The sequence below is a fragment of the Streptomyces sp. DSM 110735 genome (assembly GCF_016482685.1).
Lineage (GTDB): Bacteria > Actinomycetota > Actinomycetes > Streptomycetales > Streptomycetaceae > Streptomyces.
In genome coordinates, this window is the sequence record NZ_JACYHF010000002.1 from 421,200 (window position 1) to 444,548 (window position 23,349).

The window sequence follows — 23,349 nt, forward strand, 5'->3', positions numbered from 1 at the left end:
CGGGCTATGCGCATTGGTGTCCTCACATCCGGCGGCGACTGCCCCGGTCTGAACGCCGTCATCCGGTCCGTCGTACATCGCGCCCTCGTCGACCACGGCGACGAGGTGATCGGTTTCCGGGACGGCTGGAAGGGCCTCCTGGAGTGCGACTACGTCAAGCTCGACCTCGACGCCGTGAGCGGCATCCTCGCGCTCGGCGGCACCGTCCTCGGCTCCTCCCGGGTGCGCCCGGAGCGGCTGCGCGGCGGGGTGGAGCGGGTGCGGGGCCATGTCGAGGAGCTGGGTCTGGACGCGATCATCCCGATCGGCGGCGAGGGCACGCTCAAGGCGGCGCGGCTGCTGTCGGACAGCGGGCTGCCGATCGTGGGCGTGCCGAAGACCATCGACAACGACATCGCCGCGACGGACGTGACCTTCGGCTTCGACACGGCGGTCGGTGTCGCGACCGACGCCCTCGACCGGCTGAAGACCACCGCCGAGTCCCATCAGCGGGTGCTGATCGTGGAGGTCATGGGGCGCCACACCGGCTGGATAGCGCTGCACTCGGGCATGGCGGCGGGCGCCCACGCCGTCCTCGTCCCGGAACGACCCTTCGACGTCGGGGAGTTGGCGCGGCGGGTCGGCGCGCGCTTCGAGGCGGGCAAGCGGTCCGCCATCGTGGTCGCGGCGGAGGGCGCCGAGCCGCGCGCGGGCTCCATGGAGTTCGACGAGGGCGGCACGGACGTGTACGGCCACCGGCGCTTCGCCGGGGTCGCCCGGCAGCTCGCGGTGGAGCTGGAGCGGCGGCTCGGCAAGGAGGCGCGTCCGGTGATCCTCGGGCACGTCCAGCGCGGCGGCACCCCGACGGCGTACGACCGGGTGCTGGCGACCCGGTTCGGCTGGCACGCGGTGGAGGCGGTGCACCGCGGGGAGTTCGGGATGATGACCGCGCTGCGCGGCACCGAGATCGTGACGGTGCCGCTCGCGGAGGCGGTGAGCCGCCTGAAGACGGTCCCGGCGGAGCGGTACGCCGAGGCGGAGTGCGTGGTCTGAGGGTACGGGGGTACGGGCGACCCCGCTAACGGGCGGTCACGGCGGCGCCCGTACCCTGAGTGCGGACAGAATCCGCACAACCCCCACGAACCAGGAGCCGCCGGATGGACCACAGCGGGCACGGCATGATGCCGGATCTGCCGCCGTTCACGCTGGGACGGGGGCTGGAGTGGTCGGCGGACCCGTTCTTCCTGATCGCCTGTCTGGCCGGGCTCGGGCTGTACGGCTGGGGCGTGGTCCGGCTGCGGCGGCGCGGGGACACGTGGTCGATGGCACGGACGGCGTCGTTCGTGGCCGGTGTACTGACGATCGGCGTGACGATGTGCACCCGGCTGAACGACTACGGCATGGTCATGTTCAGCGTGCACATGGTGCAGCACATGATCATCAGCATGCTGTCGCCGATCCTGCTCCTGCTCGGCGCCCCGATGACGCTGGCGCTGCGCGCGCTGCCGACGGCGGGCAAGGGTCGCAAGGGCCCGCGCGAGTTGCTCCTCGCGCTGCTGCACAGCCGGTACATGCGGGTGATCACGCATCCGGCGTTCACGATCCCGATGTTCATCGCGAGCCTGTACGCGCTGTACTTCACCCCGCTGTTCGACTTCCTGATGGGCTCACCGCTCGGGCACATCGCGATGATGATCCACTTCCTCGCGGTCGGCGTGGTGTTCTTCTGGCCGATCATCGGCGTGGACCCCGGTCCGCACCGCCCCGGGTATCTGATGCGGATGCTGGAGCTGTTCGCGGGGATGCCGTTCCACGCGTTCTTCGGCATCGCGTTGATGATGGCGTCCGAGCCGATGGTGAAGACCTTCCAGCACCCGGCGGCGTCCCTCGGCATCGACGCCCTCTCCGACCAGAACGCCGCCGGCGGCATCGCCTGGGGGTTCAGCGAGGTCCCCTCGGTGCTGGTGCTGATCGCCCTGCTGTTCCAGTGGTACGGCTCCGAGCAGCGCCAGGCCCGCCGCAAGGACCGCGCGGCGGACCGGGACGGTGACAAGGAGCTGGAGGCGTACAACGCCTATCTGGCCTCGCTGAGCGGGCGCCAGGGCTGACGCCGACGGCGGAGACACGTGGTACGGGGCCGGTCGCGGAGAACGCGACTGGCCCCGAGTCGTGCCACGGACGGCGGATGCGGGGCACCATGGGGGTGGACCGACCACGAGGAGGGTGCCGCGATGCCCGGTTCCACGAACGGTTCCACCAACGGCTCCACCAGGGTGATGGGCGCCCTGACGGTCGGCGGGCTCGTCGTCGTCACCGCCTACACGGTCGCCCTGGGCGGCAACGGCTGGCTGTGGTTCGGCTGGATCGTCCTGGTGCTGCTGACCCTGGCGCTGGTCCTGACCAAGTCCTAGCGGCTGGGACTCACGGGGCGGCGCCCCGACAAGCTGACCTACAGTGCCCGCATGAGCAGCAGGGCCACGTCCTTCGACGACCTCGACCGGAAGATCATCACCGCGCTGATGGCGAACGCGCGGAGCAGTTTCGCCGAGATCGGGGCGGCGATCGGGCTGTCGGCCACGGCGGTGAAACGGCGGGTGGACCGGCTGCGCGAGACCGGGGTGATCACCGGGTTCACGGCGACCGTGCAGCCCACCGCGCTCGGCTGGCGCACCGAGGCGTACGTCGAGGTCTACTGCGAGGGCGCCGCCCCGCCCCGGCGTCTGGCCGAGGTCGTGCGCGGGCATCCGGAGATCGCGGCGGCCATGACGGTGACCGGCGGCGCGGACGCGCTGCTGCACGTGCGCGCGCGGGACGTGGAGCACTTCGAGGACGTCCTGGAACGCATTCGCGCCGAGCCCTTCATCCGGAAGACGATCAGCGTGATGGTGCTGTCCCACCTTCTCCCGGACGCTCCCGAAGCGGGCGCCACCCAGGCCGCACCGGAGTGATCGTCCGTTAAACCTCGGACGGGCGCAGGTGTCGTGCGTTCTCCTAGGTGGAGACGCAGCGATACTGCGCGGACACGCAGCTTTTGTTTCTTGTCCGCCGTCGCCGGGTGTTCTTACCGTGGTGACATCCCCGAGTGACACACCGGAAAGCGGAGGAAACCCTCTGTGGCCGAAACCCGTGTGCGGCGCCCCCGGCGCTTCCTGGTCTGCGAACCCAGACACTTCGAAGTGCGGTACGCCATCAATCCCTGGATGCGTCCCGACGCCCCCGTGGACGTGGAACTGGCGCGGACGCAGTGGCGCACGCTGATCAGCGCCTACCGCGACCACGGACACACCGTGGAGGAGATCGACCCGGTCCCCGGGCTGCCCGACATGGTGTTCGCCGCCAACTCGGCGATCGTGGTCGGCGGCCGTGTCTTCGGCTCGCTGTTCCACGCCCAGGAGCGGCGCCCGGAGTCCGAGCACTACGACGCCTGGTTCAAGACGGCGGGGTACGACGTCTACCGCCCGCTGTCGGTCACCGAGGGCGAGGGCGACCTGGTGTGGACCGGACGGTACGTGCTGGCCGGGACCGGCTTCCGCACCTCGCGCGAGGCTCACCGCGAGGCTCAGGAGTTCTTCGGGCACCCGGTGATCGCGCTGACCCTGGTGGACCCGTACTTCTACCACCTGGACACGGCGCTGTTCGTGCTGGACGACGACAACATCGTCTACTACCCGGAAGCCTTCTCGGCGGGCAGCCAGGAGGTGCTGCGCAAGCTGTACCCGGACGCCGTGCTCGCCACCCGGGACGACGCGCTGGCCTTCGGTCTGAACTCGGTGTCCGACGGCTGCCACGTCTTCATCGCCCCCCAGGCCGAGGCACTCGCCGCCCGTCTGGACGACCATGGATACACCCCCGTTCCCGTCGACCTGTCCGAGCTGCACAAGGCGGGCGGCGGCATCAAGTGCTGCACTCAGGAGATCCGCTCATGACCGCACCCGCGCACCCGCGCACGTCCGACGACCTCATCCGGGCGGAGGAGCCGGTCCTCGCGCACAACTACCACCCGCTGCCCGTCGTCGTCGCACGGGCCGAGGGCGCCTGGGTGGAGGACGTCGAGGGCCGCCGCTATCTCGACATGCTGGCGGGCTACTCGGCGCTCAACTTCGGCCACCGCCACCCGGCGCTGGTCCAGGCCGCCCACGACCAGCTCGACCGTCTCACGCTGACCTCCCGCGCCTTCCACAACGACCGGCTCGCCGAGTTCGCGGAGCGCCTCGCGGCCCTCACCGGGCTCGACATGGTGCTGCCGATGAACACCGGCGCGGAGGCGGTGGAGAGCGGCATCAAGCTGGCCCGCAAGTGGGCGTACGACGTGAAGGGCGTCCCCGACGGCCGGGCGAACATCGTGGTCGCGGCGGACAACTTCCACGGGCGGACGACCACCATCGTCAGCTTCTCGACCGACGAGTCGGCGCGGGCGGGCTTCGGTCCTTTCACACCGGGTTTCAAGGTCGTGCCGTACAACGACCTCGCGGCGCTGGAGGAGGCGGTCGACGAGCACACGGCAGCGGTGCTGATCGAGCCCGTCCAGGGCGAGGCGGGGGTGATCATCCCGGACGAGGGCTACCTCACCGGGGTGCGCGAGCTGACCCGGCGCAAGGGGTGCCTGTTCGTCGCGGACGAGATCCAGTCCGGGCTCGGCCGCACCGGGCGCACCCTCGCCGTCGAGCACGAGAACGTGGTGCCGGACGTCCTGCTGCTCGGCAAGGCGCTCGGCGGCGGGATCGTGCCGGTGTCGGCGGTCGTCGCCCGGCGCGAGGTCATGGAGGTGCTGCACCCGGGCGAGCACGGCTCCACCTTCGGCGGCAACCCGCTCGCAGCGGCCGTCGGCACGGCGGTGGTCGAGCTGCTGGAGACCGGCGAGTTCCAGAGCCGGGCCGCCGAGCTGGGACTCGTCCTGCGCGAGGGTCTCACGGCGCTCCTCGGTCACGGCGTGACCGGGTTCCGGGCGCGCGGGCTCTGGGCGGGCGTGGACGTCGACCCGGCGCTCGGCACCGGGCGCGAGATCAGCGAACGGCTGATGCGCGAGGGCATCCTCGTCAAGGACACGCACGGCTCGACCATCCGGCTCGCGCCGCCGCTGACCATCACGGCGGAGGAGCTGCGCGGAGCGCTGGACACCCTGGCGAAGGTGTTGGGGCGAACGGACTGAGCAGGGAGCCGGTGGGCCGGGCGCGGGTGCGTCCGGCCCACCGGCGCGTCCGGCTACTCGCCGCTGTCGAGGAGCTTCTTCATCTCGGCGATCTCGGCGCTCTGGCCCTGGACGACGGCGTCGGCCAGCTTCTGGGCGGGGGCGTAGCGGCCCTTGTCCTTCTCTGTGCGGGCCATCTCCACGGCGCCCTGGTGGTGGCGGATCATCAGGGAGAGGAACGCGGAGTCGAAGGTGGCGCCCTTCTTCTTCTCCAGGTCCGCCATGTCGTCGCCGCTCATCATGCCGGTCATGCCGCTCATGCCGGAGTGGGCGGAGTGGTCCATGCCGGTCATGGGCGGCTGCTCGCCCCAGGACTTCAGCCAGCCGCTCATGGTGCGGATCTCCGGTGCCTGCGCCTTCTCGATGCGCGCGGCGAGGTCCTTGACCCGCGCGGACCCGGCCCGTCCGGCGGCGAGCCCGGCCATCTCCAGTGCCTGCTGGTGGTGCGGGATCATGCCCTGCGCGAAGGCGACGTCCTGGGCGTCGTGCGCGGCGGCGGTGGAGGTGGCGGTGGCGCCGTGCGCCGGGTGGGCGCCGGTGTCGGTGGGGGCGCCGCCGCAGGCGGTGAGGAGCAGAGCGGCGGAGAGGGCGGCGGCGCCGAGCGCCGCTGTGCGGAAAGCGTGACGAGTGATCATGCTGGGACTCCTGTGGTCCGAGGGGTTCGAGGGCATACCGCTGGACGCGACCGCGTACGGCCGCGCGGGTGCCTCTAGATCCGCAGGAGTTGGAGTTCCGCCAGGGAGGGCGGGGCACGGGCGCCGTCCGGCGCCGTCACGGCACGGGCGGGCGCGAGGGCGCCGGGTACGGGGGTGACGGCGTCCGGGGAGGCGGGCAGCGCGAGTTCGGGTCCACCGGGTACGGCGCCCGACGCGCAGGTGGCGTCGGCGTGGTGGACGTGTCCGCTTCCGTCGTGCCCGTGCTCCGCCCCGCAGTCGCCGGGTGCGCTGAGCACGACGGCCATGTGCGGAGCGGACTCCCGGTGCATGGTCCCGAGTCCGCCGCCGGGTGCCAGCCCGTGCATCGCCAGCAGCCCGCCCAGCACCAGCAGCACGAGCGGGCGCCACGGCGGCGGACCTGGGGTGCGCTGACGGGTGCGGGACATCGCTCGCATCGTACGACGGCACTCCCCCGCGCCCGCGCCCGGACCCGCCGGGCGCGGCTCCCCGCCGGTCAGGACTCCGGGAGCAGGGTCCGGAAAGGTCGGGGCTGGCCCGGGTCAGCCCGTCAGGCCGGTCTCCTTCGCGTGGACGACACGGGCGCCCATGTTGCGCTCCATCATCTCCAGCGCCGCCTCCTCCAGGCGCGGGTGGATGGAGGCGACCGCGTCCCTCGGGACCGTGACGTCGAGGTGGCGGATGTGGGCGTCCAACGCGGAGTAGAGCACGCACTGTTCGGTGACCTGGCCGCACAGGACGACGTGATCGACGCCGAGTTGGGCCAGCAGATAGGTCATGGGCGTCTCGTAGAAGATGGAGTGGCGGGCCTTGACCACGAAGAGCGAGTCGTCCTCCGGTCTGATCGGCTCGACGAGGTCGCCGTGCGGTCCGGTCCGCGCGGTCTCCACAAGTTCGCCGTGGTGGGAGCGCCAGAGCCCGAAGTTGTCGTTCGCGTAGATCACGGGGACGCCCGTGTCGCGGGCGCCGCGGATCAGGTCCGCCACGACCGGTACGACGCGGCGGGCGGAGGGGATGAGGAGTTCGGCGTCCGGGTGGTCGTACGTGTTGATCATGTCGATCACGACGAGCGCGCGGCCCGCCGGTCCCGTCGATCCGCTCATGGCGCCACCGCCCAGGTCGTCAGCCCCGCAGGGCGGGCAGGACCTTGGTGCGGTAGAAGTCGAAGAAGCCGCGCTGGTCCTTGCCGATCTGGTTGACGTAGACCGCGTCGAAGCCCGCGTCGGCGAAGGCGGCCAGCGCCTCGATGTGGGCGTCGGGGTCGTCGCCGCACGGTACGGACTCGGCGATCTGCTCCTGAGTGACCAGCTCGCACGCCTGCTCGAAGTGGCGCGGGGTGGGCAGGACCTGCGGGAGTTCGCCGGGGAGCGATTCGTTGGGCCACAGCCGGTGGACGGTGCGGACCGCCTCCTCGCGGTCGGGTCCCCAGCACACCTTCAGTCCGCCGGAAACGGGAGAGACGCCTCCGCCGCCGCGCCGGTACCGCTCGACCATGTCGGCGTCGGGGGTCATGGTGATCAGTCCGTCACCGATGCGCGCGGCGACCTCGGCGGCCTGCGGACCGAACGCCGAGACGTCGATCGGAACCGGCTCGTCGGGCACGGTGTACAGGCGGGCGTTCTCCACCGTGTAGTGCGTGCCCCGGTGGCTGACCTGCTCGCCGGTCAGGAGCTTGCGGATGACCGCGACCGCCTCCTCCAGCATCTCCAGCCGTACCGGGGTCTCGGGCCAGGCGTCGCCCAGGATGTGCTCGTTGAGTGCCTCGCCCGAGCCGACGCCCAGCCGGAACCGGCCGCCGAGCTGGACGGCGCTGGTGGCGGCCGCCTGCGCGATCACGGCGGGGTGGATGCGCACGGTGGGGCAGGTCACGGCGGTCTCGACGGGCAGGGAGACCGCCTCGGACAGGGCGCCGATCACGGACCAGACGAACGGGCTCTGCCCCTGCTGGTCGTTCCACGGGTGGTAGTGGTCCGAGATCCACAGACAGTCGAACCCGGCCTCCTCCGCGAGCCGCGCCTGCTCCACCAGTTCGGCGGGGCCGTGCTCCTCGCAGGAGAGAAAGTATCCGAAGTGAGCCATGGTGCGTGCCTCCCGGGGCCGTGTGTACGAGGTCGTCCGTGACGCGGCTGCGCTCGCACCGGGTACCCGGTGCGAGCGGGGGCATCCACGGGGGTGCGGCCGGGACCGCTCAGTGGTGGCAGTCCGACGGGTGGTGGCAGTCGGACGCGGTCAGGATGCCGTAGGTGACGGTGCCGTAGATCAGGTGCGGGACCACGTCCGAGGTCCAGTCCACGGCGGACCAGGTCCTCGGGTCGCTCACGCCGAGCCGGGCCATCGGCAGGTCGGCGCCTGCCATGGCGAGGGCGCCGGTCACGATGCCGCCCAGCCACCACGGCATCCGGATGCCGACACCGCGCAGCACGGCGACGGCCACACCGGTGGCGCAGCCGACGCCGATGCCGGTGAGCGCGGCGATGCCGGTCACCCGGTTGTCCCGGGTCGCGCCCTCGCCGGGGACCGGGTGTCCCACGTCGTGGGCGACCTTGTCCACGACCTCGGACGGTGCCTCGCTGGCGGGCCTGCCCCGCAGGGCCATGTCGGCGTAGGTGACGGCGTTCAGCACGGTCGTTCCGGCGGCGCCCGCGACGCCACCGCGCAGAATGGTCTGGATCATGCCCCGCCGGGTTCCCAGGCGCGCCCGGCCGAATCCTGGATCGGGCCACCGTCTTGACCCGTCACGGTCACCCGCCTGCGACCCCTCACCCCCGGGACCCGTTCACCACGGTTCCAGGATCGTCTTGATCATGCCGTCGCTCTTGGTCTGGAACATCTCGTACGCCTGCGGGCCGTCCTCCAGCGACATGATCTGCGTCGCGAAGGTGTCGACGCCGAGCGGGTCCTCGTCGGTGAGCAGGGGCAGGATGTCGTCCACCCAGCGGTGCACGTTGGCCTGGCCCATGCGCAACTGGATCTGCTTGTCGAACAGGGTCAGCATGGGCATCGGGTCGGTCATGCCGCCGTAGACCCCGGAGACGGAGATGGTGCCGCCCCGGCGCACGGTGTCGATCGCGGCATGCAGCGCGCCGAGCCGGTCGACGCCCGCGTGTTCCATGAGCTTCTGGGCGAGCGCGTCCGGCAGCAGCCCGGTCGCCCACTGGGCTGCCTTGGCGACGGGGGCGCCGTGCGCCTCCATGCCGACCGCGTCGATGACGGCGTCGGGACCGCGCCCGTCGGTGAGGTCGCGGATCGCGTCGGGCAGCGAGTCGCCGTACTCGCTGATGTCGAACACCGTCACACCACGCGCCTCGGCGCGCTCCAGCCGCTCCGGTACGAGGTCGATGCCGATGACCTTGGCCGCGCCCCGCTCCAGCGCGATCCGGCACGCCATCTCGCCGATGGGTCCGAGTCCGAAGACGGCCACCGAGCCGCCGGGCGGGATGTCCGCGTACTCGACCGCCTGCCAGGCGGTGGGCAGTACGTCGGACAGGTACAGGAAGCGGGCGTCGGGCGGTCCGTCGGGCACCTTGACCGGGAGTTCGTTGCCGAAGGGCACCCGCAGGTACTGCGCCTGGCCGCCGGGCACCTGGCCGTACAGCTTGGTGTAGCCGAACAGGGAGGCGCCCATGCCCCGGTCGCGCACCTGGGTGGTCTCGCACTGGGAGTGCAGACCCTGGGCGCACATGTGGCAGGTGCCGCAGGAGACGTTGAAGGGGACCACGACCCGGTCGCCGGGGGCGAGCGCGGTGACCTCGGAGCCCGTCTCCTCCACCACGCCCATGGGCTCGTGGCCGAGGATGTCGCCCTCGTCGAGGAACGGCCCGAGGATCTCGTACAGATGCAGGTCCGAGCCGCAGATCCCGGACGACGTCACCCGGACGATCACGTCGGTGGGGTCCCGCAACTGGGGGTCGGGGACGGTCTGGACCTGTACGTCCCTCCTGCCCTGCCAGGTGAGAGCACGCATGGTTCGCCTCCAGGAGTGTCGGTGCTCGCGGCTCGTCCTGGTGCCGAGTACCCGGCGGCCGGGGGCTCACCCGGACGGGCTGCCACCGGGGTCCGGCACGGGTTCGGCACGGAGTCCGGCACAGGGTTCCGCGCCCGATACCGGGGCGCATGGCCCGTCGCGTCCACGGGTACCCGGCGGGCCGGACGAGCAGGGGATACGCGTACAGACCGGGAGGCGGCTGTCATGGCGGACACGGGGCTGAGCGGCACGGGCGGACTGCGGGTCGTGGTCGTGGGGGCGACCGGGAACGTCGGCACCAGCGTGGTGGGGGTGTTGAGCGAGCGCCCGGAGGTGGGGTCCGTCCTCGGGCTGGCCCGCCGGACACCCGACTGGCAGCCGGAGAAGACGACCTGGGCGGCCGTGGACGTCGAGCCCGGCGGCGACGACCTCGTCCCTCACTTCCGGGGCGCGGACGCGGTGATCCACCTCGCCTGGAAGTTCCAGCCCACGCACGATCCGCTGACGACCTGGCGGACCAACGTGCTCGGCAGCAGGCGGGTGTTCGACGCCGTCGCCGCGGCCGGGGTGCCCGCGCTGATCCACGCCTCGTCGGTGGGCGCGTACTCGCCGGGACCCAAGGACCGCGCGGTGGACGAGTCCTGGCCGACCGACGGCTGGCCGCAGGCGGCGTACTGCCGGGAGAAGGCGTATCTGGAGCGCTGCCTGGACGCCTACGAGCAGGCGCACCCGGAGATCCGGGTCGTGCGGATGCGCCCGGGCTTCATGTTCAAGCGGGAGTCCGCCTCCGAGCAGCGCAGGATCTTCGCGGGGTCGCTGATCCCGCCGCAGTTGATCCGACCGCAGTTCGTACCGGCGGTGCCGGATCTGCCGGGTCTGGTGTTCCAGGCGCTGCACACGGGCGACGCGGCCGACGCGTTCGCGCGCGCCGTCACCCTGCCGGTGCGCGGCGCGTTCAACCTCGCCGCCGAACCGGTCCTGAACGCCGACGAGTTGGGCAAGCTGCTGGAGGCGAAGCCGGTGCGTATTCCGCTGCCCCCGCTGCGCGCCGCGCTCGCGGCGGCGTGGTGGTTGCGGCTGGTGCCCGCCTCACCCGACCTCTTCGACGCGGTACTGCGGCTGCCGCTGATGAACTGCGCCCGCGCGCATGAGGAGTTGAGCTGGCAGCCGACGCGTACGGCGCTGGAGGCCATCAAGGACTTCCTCGACGGGCTCGGCGACCGCTCGGGCATGGACACCGCGCCGCTCGCCGCCTGAACTCACCTGACTTCAGGAGGCTTTGATGCCCGAGCTGCCCGATGTGGAGGGTTTCCGGGGCGTATTGGAGCGCTGCGGACAGGGTCGGTGCGTCCGGAAGGTGGACGTGCGCGACGCGGGGGTCCTCCGCGACGTCACCGCCGAGCGGCTCCAGGTCGCCGTGGAGGGACGGAGTTTCGCGGAGCCGCGCCGCCACGGCAAGTTCCTGGTCGCCCCGCTCGACGACGGCTCGGGACCGGCGCTGGTCTGGCACTTCGGCATGACCGGCGCGCTGCTGTGCGCCCCCGCCGACGAGCCGCCGCACGACCACGACCGGGTCCTGCTGACCCTGGACGACGGCAACCGGCTCGGCTACCGCGACCAGCGCAAGCTCCAGGGCGTACGCCTCGCGGAGACCCCGGACGACGTGGACGCCCTCCTCGCGGATCTCGGACCCGACGCGCTCACCATCGACCGCGCCGACTTCCTGGACCTGCTCGCGGACCGGCGCGGCGCGGTCAAGAGCCTGCTGATGGACCAGTCCGCCCTCGCGGGGCTCGGGAACCTGCTCAGCGACGAGATCCTCTGGCGGGCCCGCATCGCCCCCGACCGCCCGGCGCGCGAGATCGAGGAGGCGGAGGCGCGCGGGCTGTTCACGGCGATGGGCCGCGTCCTGGACACCGCCGTACGCGACGCACGCGTACCCCCGCGCCGGAACTGGCTCACCGGCCACCGCGACGACCCCGAGCCGGAGTGCCCGCGCTGCGGGAACCCGCTGGACTCGCGGCGGGTGTCGGGGCGGCGGACGGTGTGGTGCCCGCACTGCCAGCGGTGAGCGCGCGGATGGGTTCAGCCAGGTGAACCACAGGGTGCGGCGCAGCCCGGACACGCCGGCTCCCGCGACACCGGTCATGTTTCGCCTCGGTCCGCCTGGAGAACCGGCAGGTGGACGCGTGCCCGCCCCGGAGGGCGCCGGTCTTCCGGGAGACGGACGGGTGATGGTGGATCATGTCAGCAGACCGAGCCCGACAAGGCGGGCGGTGACGACGATGCGGCCGGGTGTCCCCGATCAGCCGTCCGACGACGGCACGCCCCTGGAGGCGCGGGAACGGCTGCGGGTCACGGAGATCCTCACCGCCGCCGGAGGGACCGACCCCGAGCGGGTGCCCGAGGCACTGTGCCGCGCCTGTGCGGGGCTGCTGCCGGTCACCGGCGCCTCGGTCTCCATCGCGGGCGGACCGAGCGTACGGGTCACCTGGTGCGCCAGCGACCGTACGGCGGCACGGCTCGCGGAGGCGCAGTACACCCTGGGCGACGGCCCCTGCCAGAGCGCGCTGGACGACGCGGTGGCGGTGCTGGCCGCCGATCTCACCCAGGGTCCGGACTCGCGCCGCTGGCCGGTGTTCGCCAGTGAGGCCGTGGCACTGGGCGTGCGGGCGGTGTTCTCGCTGCCGCTGGGCGTCGGCCGGACCACCATCGGCACCCTCGACCTCTACCGCGACCGCCCCGGCGGGCTCTCGGCGTCCGACCTGCGGATCGCGCTGTGGACCCGGGACGCGGTCACGTTCGCCATCATGGATCTCCAGCCCGGTCACGACGCGGGCGACCGCCCGGCGGATGAAGGCGTGGCGCCGTGGATGCAGGCTTCGGAAGCCGACCACAGCGAGGTGTACCGAGCGGTCGGCATGGTCATGGTGCAACTCGATCTGGACCCGGAACAGGCGCTGGACCGCATGCGCGCACGGGCGTTCGCCGAGAGCCGCACGGTCAGCGAGGTGGCGCACGACATCGTCCTGCGCCGGTTCGGCTTCGGGAACAGTGGCTCGCCGAGGCGTACGTCGGGCTGATGTCTGGCCCGGACGGTCGCGATGTTTGCCGCGCGCCGCGCCGGTGACTCGTCACAGGCAGCCCCGTGGGGACTCCGAAGGAAGATGAAGGCCGTGACCAGCGACATCGCCATGACCAAGGACACCGAGGACATCGAGGACTCCGACGACACCACCGTGGACACGAGGGAGTGGGCGTCCGTCCGCGTCGTCGAGACCGGCTGGGCCAGAGCCCGTCGGCTGCGCGGCGAACGGGTGCGCACCTGCGTGGCCGCGGTCGTCACCGAGGGCACGCCGTCCCGCACCGGGACCGAGGGGAACATCGTCAGGGGCGAGGACTGATCCTCCGGCGCCGTCCTGCCACGAGGCGGCATGGGTGGCGCCAGGTGTGGCACCCGTGTCCCTGTGCGAGGGACACGAGGGACGCAAGGGATACGAGCGACAGGGCAGGCGGTGGTCCGCGATCTGTCCGCGACGGCGCTGGGGGTGCGCCGCGCCTGGGAGGGACCGAGCCGGGAACGGGATCTGATCGCACAGGCGGCGAAGGCCGCGCTGGCCGCGTGGATCGCCTGGGCGGTGGCCGGCTGGTGGCTGCACGTGCCCGCCGCGTTCGTCGCGCCCTGGGTCGCGGTCGTCCTCGTGGAGTGGACGGTCTACCGCTCCCTCGCCCACGGACTCCAGCAGCTCGCGGCACTCGCCTTCGGCACCGTCGCCGCGACGGCCGTGGGACTGCTGATCTCCGACACGGTCGCGGCGATGGCCGTCGTGCTGCCCCCGATGATGCTGCTCGGTCACTGGCGGCGCCTGGGCAACCAGGGGATCTACGCGGCCACCGGCGCCCTGTTCGCCCTGACCGCCGGACCGGTGTCCATCGGCGCGGGTGCCGCCAGGATCGGCGCTGCCTGCTTCGGCGCCCTCGTCGGCATCGGCGTCAACGCCCTGATCCGCCCCCCGGTCTACCTGCGTGACGCCCGCGCCCTCCTCCAGAACGCGACCGACGAGGCACACGACATCCTGCGGGACGTGGCGGACGGGCTGACCGAGGGGCACATGGAGGACGCCGAGGAGGCGGGCGCCTGGCACGAGCGGGCGCTGCGGCTGTACGGGCTGGTGGAGCAGGCCCGCGCCACGATGGTCCACACCCGGGAGAGCCTCAGGGTCAACCTCCGCCACCGCAGTGGCGCCGTTCCCCTGCCCGGTCAGGCGTACGACGACGCACTGACCGTCCTCGACTACGCCGCCGTACACACCGCCGGAGTCACCCGCACGGTCCTGGAGGTGGCCTCGGACGACGGCTCGGCGCCCCGGCTGGACCCCCAACTCGCGCGCCGTTACGGAGAGTTCCTGCACCAGACCGCCCACGCCCTGCGGCTGTACGGCCACAGCCGCTTCGGGCACGGCGGCGACGAGGCGCTGCGCGAAGCCGTTCAGAACATGCGGGACACGCTCGTGACCCTGCGCCGCGACCTGATCCGCTCGGCCGCGGACGACCCCGAGCGGATCGCCACCTACGGCGCGCTGCTCACCCAGGCGCACCGGCTGGCGCATCAGTTGCGGACCTCGGTGCCCGTTTCCGACGTGCGGAGCTGACGGGAATTCATGTCCGCCGATACGCGTTTCACCTCATGTCCGCCGGATACCTGAAAGAAAGCTGATTCCTCCACCCAAGAGGGTGTTTTCCATGGAGACCGTCCACCTGTCCGAGCGGGAATTGCGGACATTGGCCGAGATGGAGAAATCCCTGGGCCGGGAGCCCTTCTCGACCCGGCACTCCTTTCTGGCCCGGCACACCCGGGGTCACCGGCTCGCCGTCTGGGTGTCGGTGCTCGCGCTCGTCTCCCTGAGCCTGCTCGCCCTGGACGTGCTGTTCGTGAACCCGCTGCTGACCAGCGCATTCATGATCGTCTGGGCGATCACCCTGGCCGGTCTCGCGGGGCTGGTCGTGCGCTGGAGCCGTCAGTGGAAGAAGCAGGTGACGATCCGCATATGAGCACCACCGGCGCTTGTACGGACATACGCATACCCAGGGCGCGGCGCCCGCTGTCCGACGAGGAATTCCTCAAGCTGATGAGCGAGGCACGGCAGGAGGCGCGGCGCCGCCGGATCGGCGATCCACCGAGAGGGGAATCCGCGCTCTCGTTGTGCACACAGCACGCGGAATTCGGGGCGTCCGCGCACTGAACCCCGCCGTCCGCGCAGTGAACCCCGCGAGGCGCCCGCCGGATGACGAGCCGGAGTGCCGTAGTGGCGGACTGTGCCGTAGTGGCCGACGGGCGGCCGACGCGACGTACCCGCCCGTATACGGCAGCGTCGTAACAGCCGACGTGCGGTGGCGCCGTACCGGCCGGTGTGTGGCCGCGTCCACCCGGGGAACCCGCCTCCATGGCGTGCGCCCCCGGCGAGAGGAGCCCAGGTGACAGCGTCGGCATCGGGAACGGGGAGCCGGAAGCCGGAGAGCGGAGAGCCGGGGTACGAGCCCGACCCGCGCCGGTGGCGGGCCCTGTGGGTCACTCTGGTCGCCGGGTTCATGAGCCTGCTGGACGTGACGATCGTGGCGGTCGCGCTGCCCACCATCCAGCGGGACCTGCACGCCTCCCCCGCCCAGGTGCAGTGGGTGGTCTCCGGATACGCCCTGACCTTCGCCCTCGCCCTCGTCACCGCCGGACGGCTCGGTGACGCCCTGGACCGGCGCCGTATCTTCCTGCTGGCCCTCAGCGGTTTCGTGCTGTTCAGCGCGGCCTGCGGGGCTGCCCCCGACATCACCCTGCTGGTGGTGGCCCGCCTCGCCCAGGGGCTCGCGGCGGGCTTCATGGCGCCGCAGAACTCCGCGCTGATCCAGCAGATGTTCCGGGGCGCCGAGCGCGGCCGGGCCTTCGGCTTCTTCGGCGCGACCGTCGGCATATCCTCCGCCGTCGGTCCCCTGACCGGCGGCGCGATCCTCGCCCTGGCCTCGGGCGACCAGGGCTGGCGGTGGATCTTCTACGTGAACGTGCCCATCGGCGTCCTCGCCGTCCTGCTGGGCCGACGACTGCTCCCCCGCACCCGGCGCAGCGGCCGGGGACACGTGGACGTCCCCGGGGTGCTGCTCCTCGGGCTCGGCGTGCTCGCGGTGATGTTCCCGATGGTCCAGGCGGACTCCGGGGGCATCGGGCGCCTGTGGTGGCTGTTCCCGGTGGGCGCGGCGCTGCTCGCGCTCTTCGCCCTCTGGCAGCGGCGGCTCGTCGCCCGGGGCACGCAGCCCCTGCTGGACCCGCGCCTGTTCACCACCGTGCGCGGCTACGCCGTCGGCGCGGGCGTCGGCACGCTGTACTTCATCGGCTTCAGCGGCGTCTGGCTGGTGTTCGCGCTCTTCTACCAGCACGGTCTCGGCTTCTCGCCCCTGATGTCCGGGCTCGCGGTGACTCCGTTCGCCCTCGGCTCGGCGATGGCCGCCGTCCTCGCCGGGCGCCTGGTGGAGCGCTTCGGGCGGGTGCTCACGGTGTGCGGTCTGACGGCGGTGATCGCGGGGCTCGGCGGCACCGCACTGCTGCTCCGCCTCGCCCCGCTCGGCAGCGCTCCCTGGCTGGCCGCACCGCTGCTGTTCCTGGGCGGCGTGGGCAGCGGGTTCGTGGTGTCCCCGAACATCACGATGACCCTGCGCGAGGTGCCCGTACGCATGGCGGGCGCGGCGGGCGGCGCCCTCCAGACCGGTCAGCGCCTCGGCGCGGCGGTGGGTACGGCGGCGCTGCCCGGGCTGTTCTATCTGGCGCTCGCCGGGCACAGCGACTACCGCTCCGCGCTCACCATGGCGCTGGTCGCCGCCCTCGTCGGCATGGCGGCGTCCCTGGCGCTCGCCGCCTTCGACTGGCAGCGGGACCGGCGCGCGTCCCGGGCGCGGCACGAGTGTCCCGACGAGGTCGCGAACGATCCGGTGAACGCCCGGCAGACCTGAGCCCCCTGGCGCCCGGTGCGCTTTTCCGACCACTGCTCCACTCGTGTGCGACAACCACCCGTACGGCGGTATGTCGGCCGCCCGGGGACGCCCTTCTCCGCCCCGAGCCACCAGGATTGCGGTCACCTACGCCATGGGGCGGCCGGACCGCGAACACCAGGAGAAGCGCAACCCGTGACTACCATCGACCGCCCCGAGCCGGCAGCGGAGGACTCGTCCGAGAACGAGCTGCTGGTCCGGCGCAGCGAGCCCGGCAGTGTCGTGGTGAAGTGGCTGACGACCACCGACCACAAGACGATCGGCACGCTGTACCTCACGACGTCGTTCGCCTTCTTCCTGCTGGGCGGTGTGCTGGCGCTGCTGATGCGCGCCGAGCTGGCCCGCCCGGGGCTGCAGATCATCTCCAACGAGCAGTTCAACCAGGCGTTCACGATGCACGGCACCGTGATGCTGCTGATGTTCGCGACGCCGCTGTTCGCGGGCTTCACCAACTGGATCATGCCGCTGCAGATCGGCGCGCCCGACGTGGCGTTCCCCCGGCTGAACATGCTGGCGTACTGGCTGTACCTCTTCGGCTCGCTCATCGCGGTGGGCGGTTTCCTGACCCCGCAGGGCGCGGCCGACTTCGGCTGGTTCGCCTACTCGCCGCTCTCGAACGCCATCCGCTCCCCTGGCGTGGGCGGCGACATGTGGATCATGGGGCTGGCGCTCTCCGGCTTCGGCACGATCCTCGGCTCGGTCAACTTCATCACCACGATGATCTGCATGCGCGCGCCCGGCATGACCATGTTCCGGATGCCGATCTTCTGCTGGAACGCCATGCTGACCAGCGTGCTGGTCCTGTTCGCCTTCCCGGTCCTCGCGGCCGCGCTGCTCGCCCTGGAGGCGGACCGCAAGTTCGGCGCCCATGTCTACGACGCGGCCAACGGCGGACCCCTGCTGTGGCAACACCTCTTCTGGTTCTTCGGCCATCCGGAGGTGTACATCATCGCGTTGCCGTTCTTCGGGATCGTCACGGAGATCATCCCGGTGTTCTCCCGTAAACCGATCTTCGGCTACATGGGGCTGATCGCCGCCACGATCGCGATCGCGGGTCTCTCGGTGACCGTGTGGGCGCACCACATGTATGTCACCGGTGGTGTGCTGCTGCCCTACTTCTCCTTCATGACCTTCCTGATCGCGGTGCCGACCGGGGTCAAGTTCTTCAACTGGATCGGCACCATGTGGAAAGGCTCGGTGTCCTTCGAGACACCGATGCTGTGGACCACGGGCTTCCTGGTCACCTTCCTGTTCGGCGGTCTGACCGGCGTCATCCTCGCCTCACCGCCGATGGACTTCCACGTCTCCGACTCGTACTTCGTGGTCGCCCACTTCCACTACGTCGTGTTCGGCACCGTCGTCTTCGCGATGTTCGCGGGCTTCCACTTCTGGTGGCCCAAGTTCACCGGACGGATGCTGGACGAGCGGCTCGGCAAGATCACCTTCTGGACGCTGTTCATCGGCTTCCACACCACGTTCCTGGTCCAGCACTGGCTGGGCGCCGAGGGCATGCCCCGCCGGTACGCGGACTATCTCGCGGCCGACGGCTTCACCGTCCTCAACACCGTCTCCACCATCGGCGCGTTCCTGCTGGGGCTGTCGATGCTGCCGTTCTTCTACAACGTCTGGAAGACCGCGCACTACGGCAAGCTCGTCAACGTGGACGATCCCTGGGGTTACGGCCGCTCCCTGGAGTGGGCGACCTCCTGCCCGCCGCCGCGCCACAACTTCCTCACGCTGCCCCGTATCCGCAGCGAATCGCCCGCCTTCGACCTCCACCACCCCGACATCGCGATGGCCGAGCACGCCGCCCACGCGATCCGGCCGTGACCACGCGGAGACACCATGAGCGACCCAGCGGGACGTGAGGCCGAGGACGCCAGACTCGGCAACGAGGTCGAGGGATACCTCCTGTGGCAGGCCACCATCGCCGTCGCGGAACAGCGCGCGCGTGACTTCACCGGTCCCCTGGACTGGCTGACCACCGCCCAGCGCGAGGAGATCGAACGGCACTACATCGCCGACAGCCTCCACCGCGCCCGCCAGGACCTGGAACGCGTCGCCGCCCGCTGCCGCTCCCTGCGCACCGAGTACGAACAGCGCTACCGCACCCTCCGCCTCCGCTGCGTCGCCTGCACCCTGGCAGCCGCCGCCTGCCTGACCTCGGTGACGACGGCGGCGGTCTCCCTGGCCAGGTGACCCGGCTCCCTCCGTGACGAATCCCCCCTCCCGGGTACCCGGGAGTCCTCACGGAGGGAGCCCGTCCATGAGCTTCGAGACCCCCACCCCGTCCCAGGCCGAGGGCGAACGAGACCCCGACATCGAACCCCCCGGCCGCCCCGTCCACCGCGACGTCGCCCGCACGACCCCGTCCCAGGCGGAGGGGGAGGACCCGGACGAGGAGGACGGCTAGGACGGACGCTGACGTGTGCCTCGTCGGAGTTCATCCGAGCGTGGTGCTCAGCTCGGAACCACGCTTGCCGCGTACTCCACGACAAGAGGGCTCGCCACTACACACCGGGAACGGGCGGGAGTACTCGAAAGAACCCCGGTGACCCGCGCGTATCCGGTCATCATCGCGGACGTGTCGAAGCTGTCGTTCGCCCTGTCCAGCGCGTCGAGCAGCTCCCGCACGCCCCGGCCATGCAGATTCGCCGCTGTCCCGGATCGGCTCTGCTCCTCCGCCAGCGGGTCACGGTGCGCGGTGAGTGCCTCCACGACCCGGCCCGCCCTGGTGACGAACGCGGTCCCCAGACTGGAAGCCGAGTTCTCCGCTTCCAGCACGGGACCGTCCACCGGCATCGGGGTCCAGCCCCTGAGATGGCGGGCCGACCCGTGCATGAGTAGACGGCAGCCTCGGTCGGCCGCTCCTGCGTCTGCGGGGTCCACGAACAGTACGAGGTCCTGGTGGGCGCCGCTGAGCATCACGCAACGCAGCGGCGCTTCGAACTGCACCCACTGACCAGGACGCAGGTCGGGGACCGCGTACCAGTCCGCCACGAGCTCGACGTGCTTGTGCACGTCACGCAGGTGACGCAACCGGCTCTGTTCCTCGTCGGTCGGAGGCGCGTCCATATCGACACCGCCGAGCGGCGTGGTCACGCGGAGGGCGCCGGTGCGCGGGACGCGACGCGGTTCGGGCACGAACTGCCGCAGCTTGTTCTCCGACAAGTAAACGATCTCGCGCAAGTGCGTCCCCGTCCGGTCGGCTGATCACGTGGCACGTCATGGTGCCACCTCCCACTGACAGTGGCTGGACCAGCCCGATACGCGAGTAAATCAAGCCAGTTGCCTGCCGGACTCTCTACAGGGAGCCAAGAATGGGCAGGCACGCACCGAACACGGCGATGACCTCGGGGGATGTCATGGAGGACGAGCTTGAGCCGGAGTCGGCACTGGACCGGCTCAGTGAACGAATCGAAGGTGTGGAGAAGGGGCAGGGGCGCCACGAGGAGAAGCTGGACGGCTTCGGCACCGGTCTGCACGGTGTGCGGACTGACCTTGTGAAGCTCAGCGATGAGGTCACCGGTGTACGGGCGAAGGTCGCCGGACTGGAAGGCGCGATCACCGATACACGTGAGACTCTGGACGGCTTCCTGGAGCAGTACGGACGCGACCGGGAAGTATCGAGAGCCCAGGCCGAGCTGTCGCGCCTGACGACCGAATGGCACGCGAACTTCGCCCAGCGCAAGCAGACCCGTGCCCTGGCCCGCGGTCTGGTGCACACCCTCACCGCCCACGCCGTCGAGCAGAAGGTGGTGAACACGACCACGGTGCGCGCCTGTTCCGAGGAACGGCTGCTCCTGGAACCGACGTACTGGCTCGCGCCTGCCACCATGGCGGTCGCGGCCGATTTCCGCCGCGAGCAGGACCAGGCCGACAGTGCCCAGTCACACGCCTGTGCCCTGGACGCCGCCAAGGCCAACCTCTTCTTCTCACTGACGTGCTCTCGCCTGGGAAACGAGGCCCAAGCCGCCGCATGGATGGACCTCTATCTCCAGTCCCTCGATCCTGACGAACTGGGTCAGGACTTCTGCGTCGTCCTGGACGCGATCGCCAGCAGAGAACTGGGCGAGAAGGCGCGTGGGTACACCCAGCAGGCCATGGCGCGATGGAACCGCGGAAGCTTGCGCCTCTCGGCCGACTCGCGCATAGCGCGGGACACACGTGATGGTGCTCACCTGGAGTCCCGGCTGCTGAATCTGCGCAGCCGCATTGCCGAGAACCGGTACGCGGCGCTGCGTACGACATGCGGGAAGGACTGGAAGGACCTCCTCAGCGGCTGGGAACTCGCGACCGTGCCCGGCGGGATCCTGACCCATCTCAAGCGCCGGTTCCCCGACGGAGCCGAGGGGGCGGACGCACCGGTCGGCGACGGCGGTCACGCGGAGAGCGCTCTGGACCGCCTCATCGAGCAACTGGAGCCGGACGAAGCGGATATGCGCGACAGGATGCGACGACTTGAGCGCGTCATCGAACACGAGGGAGACCTTGAGAAAGCCACGGCGGCACACCGGTCGTCGCTCGCCCCTGACGCGGCCCCGGTCTCGTTCATGACGCTCCTCGATCAAGCCGTCTTCGAGCCGGACGACGTTCCGCTCGGCGAACCGGCGCGCCACATGGCCCTGCGTGCCGTGTGGCCGGGATTGGAGAACGCCGCGCAGCGGTTCGTCGCCGCCTCCCGGAAGCGTCTTCCGCCGCACCTGACCTTGAGCGTCGCGGGCTGGAAATGCACCGTCACGACGGACTCGCGGACAACAGTCCAGCCAGGGCCGCTCGTTGACGAACTCGCCACGTACCTCGAGCGAAAGACCCAGGTCCAGTCGGATGCCGTGGTGCGCAGATGGCCGCGCGTGGTCGCCGCTGTCGTGATGAGCGTCGCCACCGGGGCGCTCGTGGTGCCGTTCGTCGACGGCATGTCCCAGTGGATGTTCGGCCTGCTCACGGCTGCCCTGTTCGGGTGGGCGATCTGCGAGTTCTGGAGCGTTCCGTTCCGGAAGAAGCGGGTCCGCGACCAGGGACATCGATTGCGGCACGAGGCCGTCACCACCTTGTCCCAAGCCCTGCGCCAGCGGGAGGAATTCTTCGATGACTGGCATGACGCGATGGATCAACTGCCATCCCTCATCCGATGGGGAGCGCACTACAGGCAGGACTGACAACCGGATGGAGCGATCCGGCCAGGACGTGGAAACGGGACCAGATGGACACCTCCAAGTTGATCGACGATCGGTACAGGCTGACGGACACTCCCGTCAGTGGCGCCATGGGCGACGTGTGGCCGGCCGAGGACATGAAGCTGCGGCGCCCCGTCGCCCTGAAATTCCTGGCACGACGACGCCTCCGCCAAGGAGGTGCCGCCACGGACTTCACCGATTGGACAGTGAAGAGGTTCGTGGACGAGGCCCATGCGATGGCGCGCATCAACCACCCTCATGTCGCACAGATCTATGACACCGGCGAACACGACGGCGAGCTCTACATCGTCATGGAGTACATCCGGGGCATGCCGCTCACCAGTCATCTGAAGAAAGGCCCCACACTCACACTTGAGCGGACCGTGCGGTGGACGCGCCACATCTGCGAGGGCCTTGCCGCCGCACATGCGTGCAAGGTGCTCCACCACGACATCAAGCCCGACAACATCATGATCACCCATCAGGGCGGCGAGGTGAAGGTCGTGGACTTCGGGCTGGCGTCCTTCGCGGACGTCACCCAGTCCCACACAGGTGTCGGCACCCCGCTGTACAAGGCGCCGGAGCGGTGGAACGGCACACCGGGCAGCGTGCGCAGCGACCTGTACTCCGTGGGCTGCGTTCTGTACGAGATGCTGACGGGGCGTCCGCCCTTCGGCAGCCCCCAGGACGACCCCATGACCGTGGGCCGCATGCATCAGGACAAGACACCGGCGCCTCCGAGCGCCCACCGGCCCGGCGTACCCGACCAGCTCGATTCCATCGTCCGGGTCCTCCTGGCCAAAGAGCCGGCCCACCGCCCACGCGACGCCGAAGCCGTCGCGGAGGTGATGCGGGACATCCACAGCACCTTGGACTTCGAAGATCCGGCCGACGCGCCCGGAACGGCGAACCTCCCCGACATCGCGACCGGCGGGGCTCGTCATTCGGAGCGTATCCGTGACCTGGACCGCCTCATCTTCGAACTCCAGCTCCGGTTCGGCCCGGACGACCGGACAGTGATCAAGACCCGCGCGGAACACGCCGAACTCACCGGCCGATCGGGCGACGTCCGAGGAGCCGCGGCCCTGTACAACCGCCTCGGCCGCGACTGCCAGGACTTCTTCGGCCCCTACGACGCACAGGCGCTCAAAGCCTTCACGGGCGTCGCACGATGGATCCGGAGATCGGACGGACAGTAACCGGCTTGAGTTGTGGTGGCCTCAGCACTGCATCCCGTGCACAGCGGGCTTCACCACCAAGCTCCGTCAGGCTGTCATCGCGCAGAGCCGCTTCCGCGTCGAAAGGTGAGCCGCAGGGCGGCCCGGTTATCCGCGT

At 70.7% G+C, this 23,349-nt stretch carries 26 protein-coding genes; 19 read left to right on the forward strand and 7 right to left on the reverse strand.

Annotation, left to right across the window (positions count from 1 at the left end; genetic code table 11):
- Positions 1-6: 6 nt before the first annotated feature.
- The 6 genes from IF655_RS04615 (at position 7) to rocD (ending at position 5,128) form a co-directional block, all read left to right on the forward strand.
- Positions 7-1,032 carry a 6-phosphofructokinase gene (locus IF655_RS04615; protein ID WP_199582196.1) on the forward strand — a complete coding sequence of 342 codons (1,026 nt, stop codon included), beginning with the start codon at positions 7-9 and terminating at the stop codon, positions 1,030-1,032.
- Positions 1,033-1,136: 104 nt separating this feature from the next.
- The gene (locus tag IF655_RS04620) at positions 1,137-2,087 is read left to right on the forward strand and encodes a cytochrome c oxidase assembly protein (RefSeq protein ID WP_199582197.1); all 951 of its coding nucleotides are present in this window, start codon (positions 1,137-1,139) and stop codon (positions 2,085-2,087) included.
- A gap of 123 nt (positions 2,088-2,210) precedes the next feature.
- Complete coding sequence (locus IF655_RS04625) at positions 2,211-2,390, forward strand: hypothetical protein (protein WP_199582198.1); 180 nt, start codon at positions 2,211-2,213, stop codon at positions 2,388-2,390.
- Positions 2,391-2,441: 51 nt separating this feature from the next.
- The gene (locus tag IF655_RS04630) at positions 2,442-2,927 is read left to right on the forward strand and encodes an Lrp/AsnC family transcriptional regulator (RefSeq protein ID WP_199582199.1); all 486 of its coding nucleotides are present in this window, start codon (positions 2,442-2,444) and stop codon (positions 2,925-2,927) included.
- A 165-nt stretch (positions 2,928-3,092) separates the two neighbouring features.
- Entirely contained in the window at positions 3,093-3,905 is an 813-nt protein-coding gene (ddaH, locus tag IF655_RS04635) for a dimethylargininase (RefSeq protein WP_199582200.1), read from the forward strand.
- Complete coding sequence (rocD, locus tag IF655_RS04640) at positions 3,902-5,128, forward strand: ornithine--oxo-acid transaminase (protein ID WP_206775402.1); 1,227 nt, start codon at positions 3,902-3,904, stop codon at positions 5,126-5,128. Before ddaH ends, rocD begins: the two co-directional genes overlap by 4 nt.
- A 53-nt stretch (positions 5,129-5,181) precedes the next feature.
- Here the strand turns inward: rocD and IF655_RS04645 are convergent, their stop codons facing one another.
- From IF655_RS04645 to IF655_RS04670, 6 genes are all read right to left on the reverse strand, one after another.
- Positions 5,182-5,802, reverse strand: a complete 621-nt coding sequence (locus IF655_RS04645) for a DUF305 domain-containing protein (protein WP_199582201.1) — start codon at positions 5,800-5,802, stop codon at positions 5,182-5,184.
- A 74-nt stretch (positions 5,803-5,876) separates the two neighbouring features.
- Positions 5,877-6,269: a DUF6153 family protein gene (locus IF655_RS04650; protein ID WP_199582202.1), complete on the reverse strand. Its 393-nt coding sequence runs from the start codon at positions 6,267-6,269 to the stop codon at positions 5,877-5,879.
- A gap of 114 nt (positions 6,270-6,383) precedes the next feature.
- Positions 6,384-6,944, reverse strand: coding sequence for a cysteine hydrolase family protein (locus tag IF655_RS04655; RefSeq protein WP_199582203.1), 561 nt, complete (start codon positions 6,942-6,944; stop codon positions 6,384-6,386).
- Between the two features lie 19 nt (positions 6,945-6,963).
- Positions 6,964-7,920 carry a TIGR03557 family F420-dependent LLM class oxidoreductase gene (locus tag IF655_RS04660; protein WP_199582204.1) on the reverse strand — a complete coding sequence of 319 codons (957 nt, stop codon included), beginning with the start codon at positions 7,918-7,920 and terminating at the stop codon, positions 6,964-6,966.
- Between the two features lie 109 nt (positions 7,921-8,029).
- On the reverse strand, positions 8,030-8,515 hold the full coding sequence (locus IF655_RS04665) for a hypothetical protein (protein WP_199582205.1): 486 nt from the start codon (positions 8,513-8,515) through the stop codon (positions 8,030-8,032).
- Positions 8,516-8,617: 102 nt separating this feature from the next.
- Positions 8,618-9,805, reverse strand: a complete 1,188-nt coding sequence (locus tag IF655_RS04670; RefSeq protein WP_199582206.1) for a zinc-dependent alcohol dehydrogenase — start codon at positions 9,803-9,805, stop codon at positions 8,618-8,620.
- A 225-nt stretch (positions 9,806-10,030) separates the two neighbouring features.
- Between IF655_RS04670 and IF655_RS04675 the strand changes: the two genes are divergently transcribed.
- The 11 genes from IF655_RS04675 to IF655_RS04725 all read left to right on the forward strand — a co-directional run bounded on the left by IF655_RS04675 (position 10,031) and on the right by IF655_RS04725 (position 19,250).
- Positions 10,031-11,062, forward strand: coding sequence for an NAD-dependent epimerase/dehydratase family protein (locus tag IF655_RS04675; protein WP_199582207.1), 1,032 nt, complete (start codon positions 10,031-10,033; stop codon positions 11,060-11,062).
- Between the two features lie 25 nt (positions 11,063-11,087).
- Entirely contained in the window at positions 11,088-11,876 is a 789-nt protein-coding gene (locus IF655_RS04680) for an Fpg/Nei family DNA glycosylase (protein ID WP_199582208.1), read from the forward strand.
- A gap of 214 nt (positions 11,877-12,090) precedes the next feature.
- Positions 12,091-12,888 carry a GAF and ANTAR domain-containing protein gene (locus IF655_RS04685; RefSeq protein WP_199582369.1) on the forward strand — a complete coding sequence of 266 codons (798 nt, stop codon included), beginning with the start codon at positions 12,091-12,093 and terminating at the stop codon, positions 12,886-12,888.
- A gap of 84 nt (positions 12,889-12,972) precedes the next feature.
- Positions 12,973-13,209: a hypothetical protein gene (locus IF655_RS04690; RefSeq protein ID WP_307814857.1), complete on the forward strand. Its 237-nt coding sequence runs from the start codon at positions 12,973-12,975 to the stop codon at positions 13,207-13,209.
- Positions 13,210-13,320: 111 nt separating this feature from the next.
- Positions 13,321-14,457, forward strand: a complete 1,137-nt coding sequence (locus tag IF655_RS04695; protein ID WP_307814858.1) for an aromatic acid exporter family protein — start codon at positions 13,321-13,323, stop codon at positions 14,455-14,457.
- A gap of 91 nt (positions 14,458-14,548) precedes the next feature.
- Positions 14,549-14,857 (forward strand): hypothetical protein, encoded by a 309-nt coding sequence (locus tag IF655_RS04700; RefSeq protein ID WP_199582210.1) that lies wholly within the window; start codon positions 14,549-14,551, stop codon positions 14,855-14,857.
- Entirely contained in the window at positions 14,854-15,048 is a 195-nt protein-coding gene (locus IF655_RS04705; RefSeq protein WP_199582211.1) for a hypothetical protein, read from the forward strand. Before IF655_RS04700 ends, IF655_RS04705 begins: the two co-directional genes overlap by 4 nt.
- A 232-nt stretch (positions 15,049-15,280) precedes the next feature.
- Complete coding sequence (locus IF655_RS04710) at positions 15,281-16,798, forward strand: MFS transporter (RefSeq protein ID WP_199582212.1); 1,518 nt, start codon at positions 15,281-15,283, stop codon at positions 16,796-16,798.
- 174 nt (positions 16,799-16,972) lie between these two features.
- Positions 16,973-18,667 carry a cytochrome c oxidase subunit I gene (gene ctaD / locus IF655_RS04715; RefSeq protein ID WP_199582213.1) on the forward strand — a complete coding sequence of 565 codons (1,695 nt, stop codon included), beginning with the start codon at positions 16,973-16,975 and terminating at the stop codon, positions 18,665-18,667.
- A 15-nt stretch (positions 18,668-18,682) separates the two neighbouring features.
- Positions 18,683-19,036 carry a cytochrome C oxidase subunit I gene (locus IF655_RS04720; protein ID WP_199582214.1) on the forward strand — a complete coding sequence of 118 codons (354 nt, stop codon included), beginning with the start codon at positions 18,683-18,685 and terminating at the stop codon, positions 19,034-19,036.
- A 67-nt stretch (positions 19,037-19,103) separates the two neighbouring features.
- Positions 19,104-19,250: a hypothetical protein gene (locus IF655_RS04725; RefSeq protein ID WP_199582215.1), complete on the forward strand. Its 147-nt coding sequence runs from the start codon at positions 19,104-19,106 to the stop codon at positions 19,248-19,250.
- 47 nt (positions 19,251-19,297) lie between these two features.
- Here IF655_RS04725 and IF655_RS04730 read toward each other — a convergent pair whose 3' ends face one another.
- Positions 19,298-20,026 (reverse strand): SAVMC3_10250 family protein, encoded by a 729-nt coding sequence (locus IF655_RS04730; protein ID WP_199582216.1) that lies wholly within the window; start codon positions 20,024-20,026, stop codon positions 19,298-19,300.
- A gap of 131 nt (positions 20,027-20,157) precedes the next feature.
- On the opposite strand from IF655_RS04730, the gene IF655_RS04735 reads away from it, so the two are divergent.
- Both IF655_RS04735 and IF655_RS04740 read left to right on the forward strand, forming a co-directional pair.
- On the forward strand, positions 20,158-21,996 hold the full coding sequence (locus IF655_RS04735) for a hypothetical protein (protein ID WP_199582217.1): 1,839 nt from the start codon (positions 20,158-20,160) through the stop codon (positions 21,994-21,996).
- A 44-nt stretch (positions 21,997-22,040) separates the two neighbouring features.
- Positions 22,041-23,213, forward strand: coding sequence for a serine/threonine-protein kinase (locus tag IF655_RS04740; RefSeq protein ID WP_199582218.1), 1,173 nt, complete (start codon positions 22,041-22,043; stop codon positions 23,211-23,213).
- Positions 23,214-23,349: the final 136 nt, after the last annotated feature.

Excerpts from the sequence above, each read along its gene's own strand:
- IF655_RS04615 (WP_199582196.1), top strand. The coding sequence starts at position 7 with ATGCGCATTGGTGTCCTCACATCCGGCGGCGACTGCCCCGGTCTGAAC.
- IF655_RS04620 (WP_199582197.1), top strand. The coding sequence starts at position 1,137 with ATGGACCACAGCGGGCACGGCATGATGCCGGATCTGCCGCCGTTCACG.
- IF655_RS04625 (WP_199582198.1), top strand. The coding sequence starts at position 2,211 with ATGCCCGGTTCCACGAACGGTTCCACCAACGGCTCCACCAGGGTGATG.
- IF655_RS04630 (WP_199582199.1), top strand. The coding sequence starts at position 2,442 with ATGAGCAGCAGGGCCACGTCCTTCGACGACCTCGACCGGAAGATCATC.
- rocD (WP_206775402.1), top strand. The coding sequence starts at position 3,902 with ATGACCGCACCCGCGCACCCGCGCACGTCCGACGACCTCATCCGGGCG.
- IF655_RS04645 (WP_199582201.1), bottom strand. The coding sequence starts at position 5,802 with ATGATCACTCGTCACGCTTTCCGCACAGCGGCGCTCGGCGCCGCCGCC.
- IF655_RS04650 (WP_199582202.1), bottom strand. The coding sequence starts at position 6,269 with ATGTCCCGCACCCGTCAGCGCACCCCAGGTCCGCCGCCGTGGCGCCCG.
- IF655_RS04655 (WP_199582203.1), bottom strand. The coding sequence starts at position 6,944 with ATGAGCGGATCGACGGGACCGGCGGGCCGCGCGCTCGTCGTGATCGAC.
- IF655_RS04660 (WP_199582204.1), bottom strand. The coding sequence starts at position 7,920 with ATGGCTCACTTCGGATACTTTCTCTCCTGCGAGGAGCACGGCCCCGCC.
- IF655_RS04665 (WP_199582205.1), bottom strand. The coding sequence starts at position 8,515 with ATGATCCAGACCATTCTGCGCGGTGGCGTCGCGGGCGCCGCCGGAACG.
- IF655_RS04670 (WP_199582206.1), bottom strand. The coding sequence starts at position 9,805 with ATGCGTGCTCTCACCTGGCAGGGCAGGAGGGACGTACAGGTCCAGACC.
- IF655_RS04675 (WP_199582207.1), top strand. The coding sequence starts at position 10,031 with ATGGCGGACACGGGGCTGAGCGGCACGGGCGGACTGCGGGTCGTGGTC.
- IF655_RS04680 (WP_199582208.1), top strand. The coding sequence starts at position 11,088 with ATGCCCGAGCTGCCCGATGTGGAGGGTTTCCGGGGCGTATTGGAGCGC.
- IF655_RS04685 (WP_199582369.1), top strand. The coding sequence starts at position 12,091 with ATGCGGCCGGGTGTCCCCGATCAGCCGTCCGACGACGGCACGCCCCTG.
- IF655_RS04690 (WP_307814857.1), top strand. The coding sequence starts at position 12,973 with ATGAAGGCCGTGACCAGCGACATCGCCATGACCAAGGACACCGAGGAC.
- IF655_RS04700 (WP_199582210.1), top strand. The coding sequence starts at position 14,549 with ATGGAGACCGTCCACCTGTCCGAGCGGGAATTGCGGACATTGGCCGAG.
- IF655_RS04705 (WP_199582211.1), top strand. The coding sequence starts at position 14,854 with ATGAGCACCACCGGCGCTTGTACGGACATACGCATACCCAGGGCGCGG.
- IF655_RS04720 (WP_199582214.1), top strand. The coding sequence starts at position 18,683 with ATGAGCGACCCAGCGGGACGTGAGGCCGAGGACGCCAGACTCGGCAAC.
- IF655_RS04725 (WP_199582215.1), top strand. The coding sequence starts at position 19,104 with ATGAGCTTCGAGACCCCCACCCCGTCCCAGGCCGAGGGCGAACGAGAC.
- IF655_RS04735 (WP_199582217.1), top strand. The coding sequence starts at position 20,158 with ATGGGCAGGCACGCACCGAACACGGCGATGACCTCGGGGGATGTCATG.
- IF655_RS04740 (WP_199582218.1), top strand. The coding sequence starts at position 22,041 with ATGGACACCTCCAAGTTGATCGACGATCGGTACAGGCTGACGGACACT.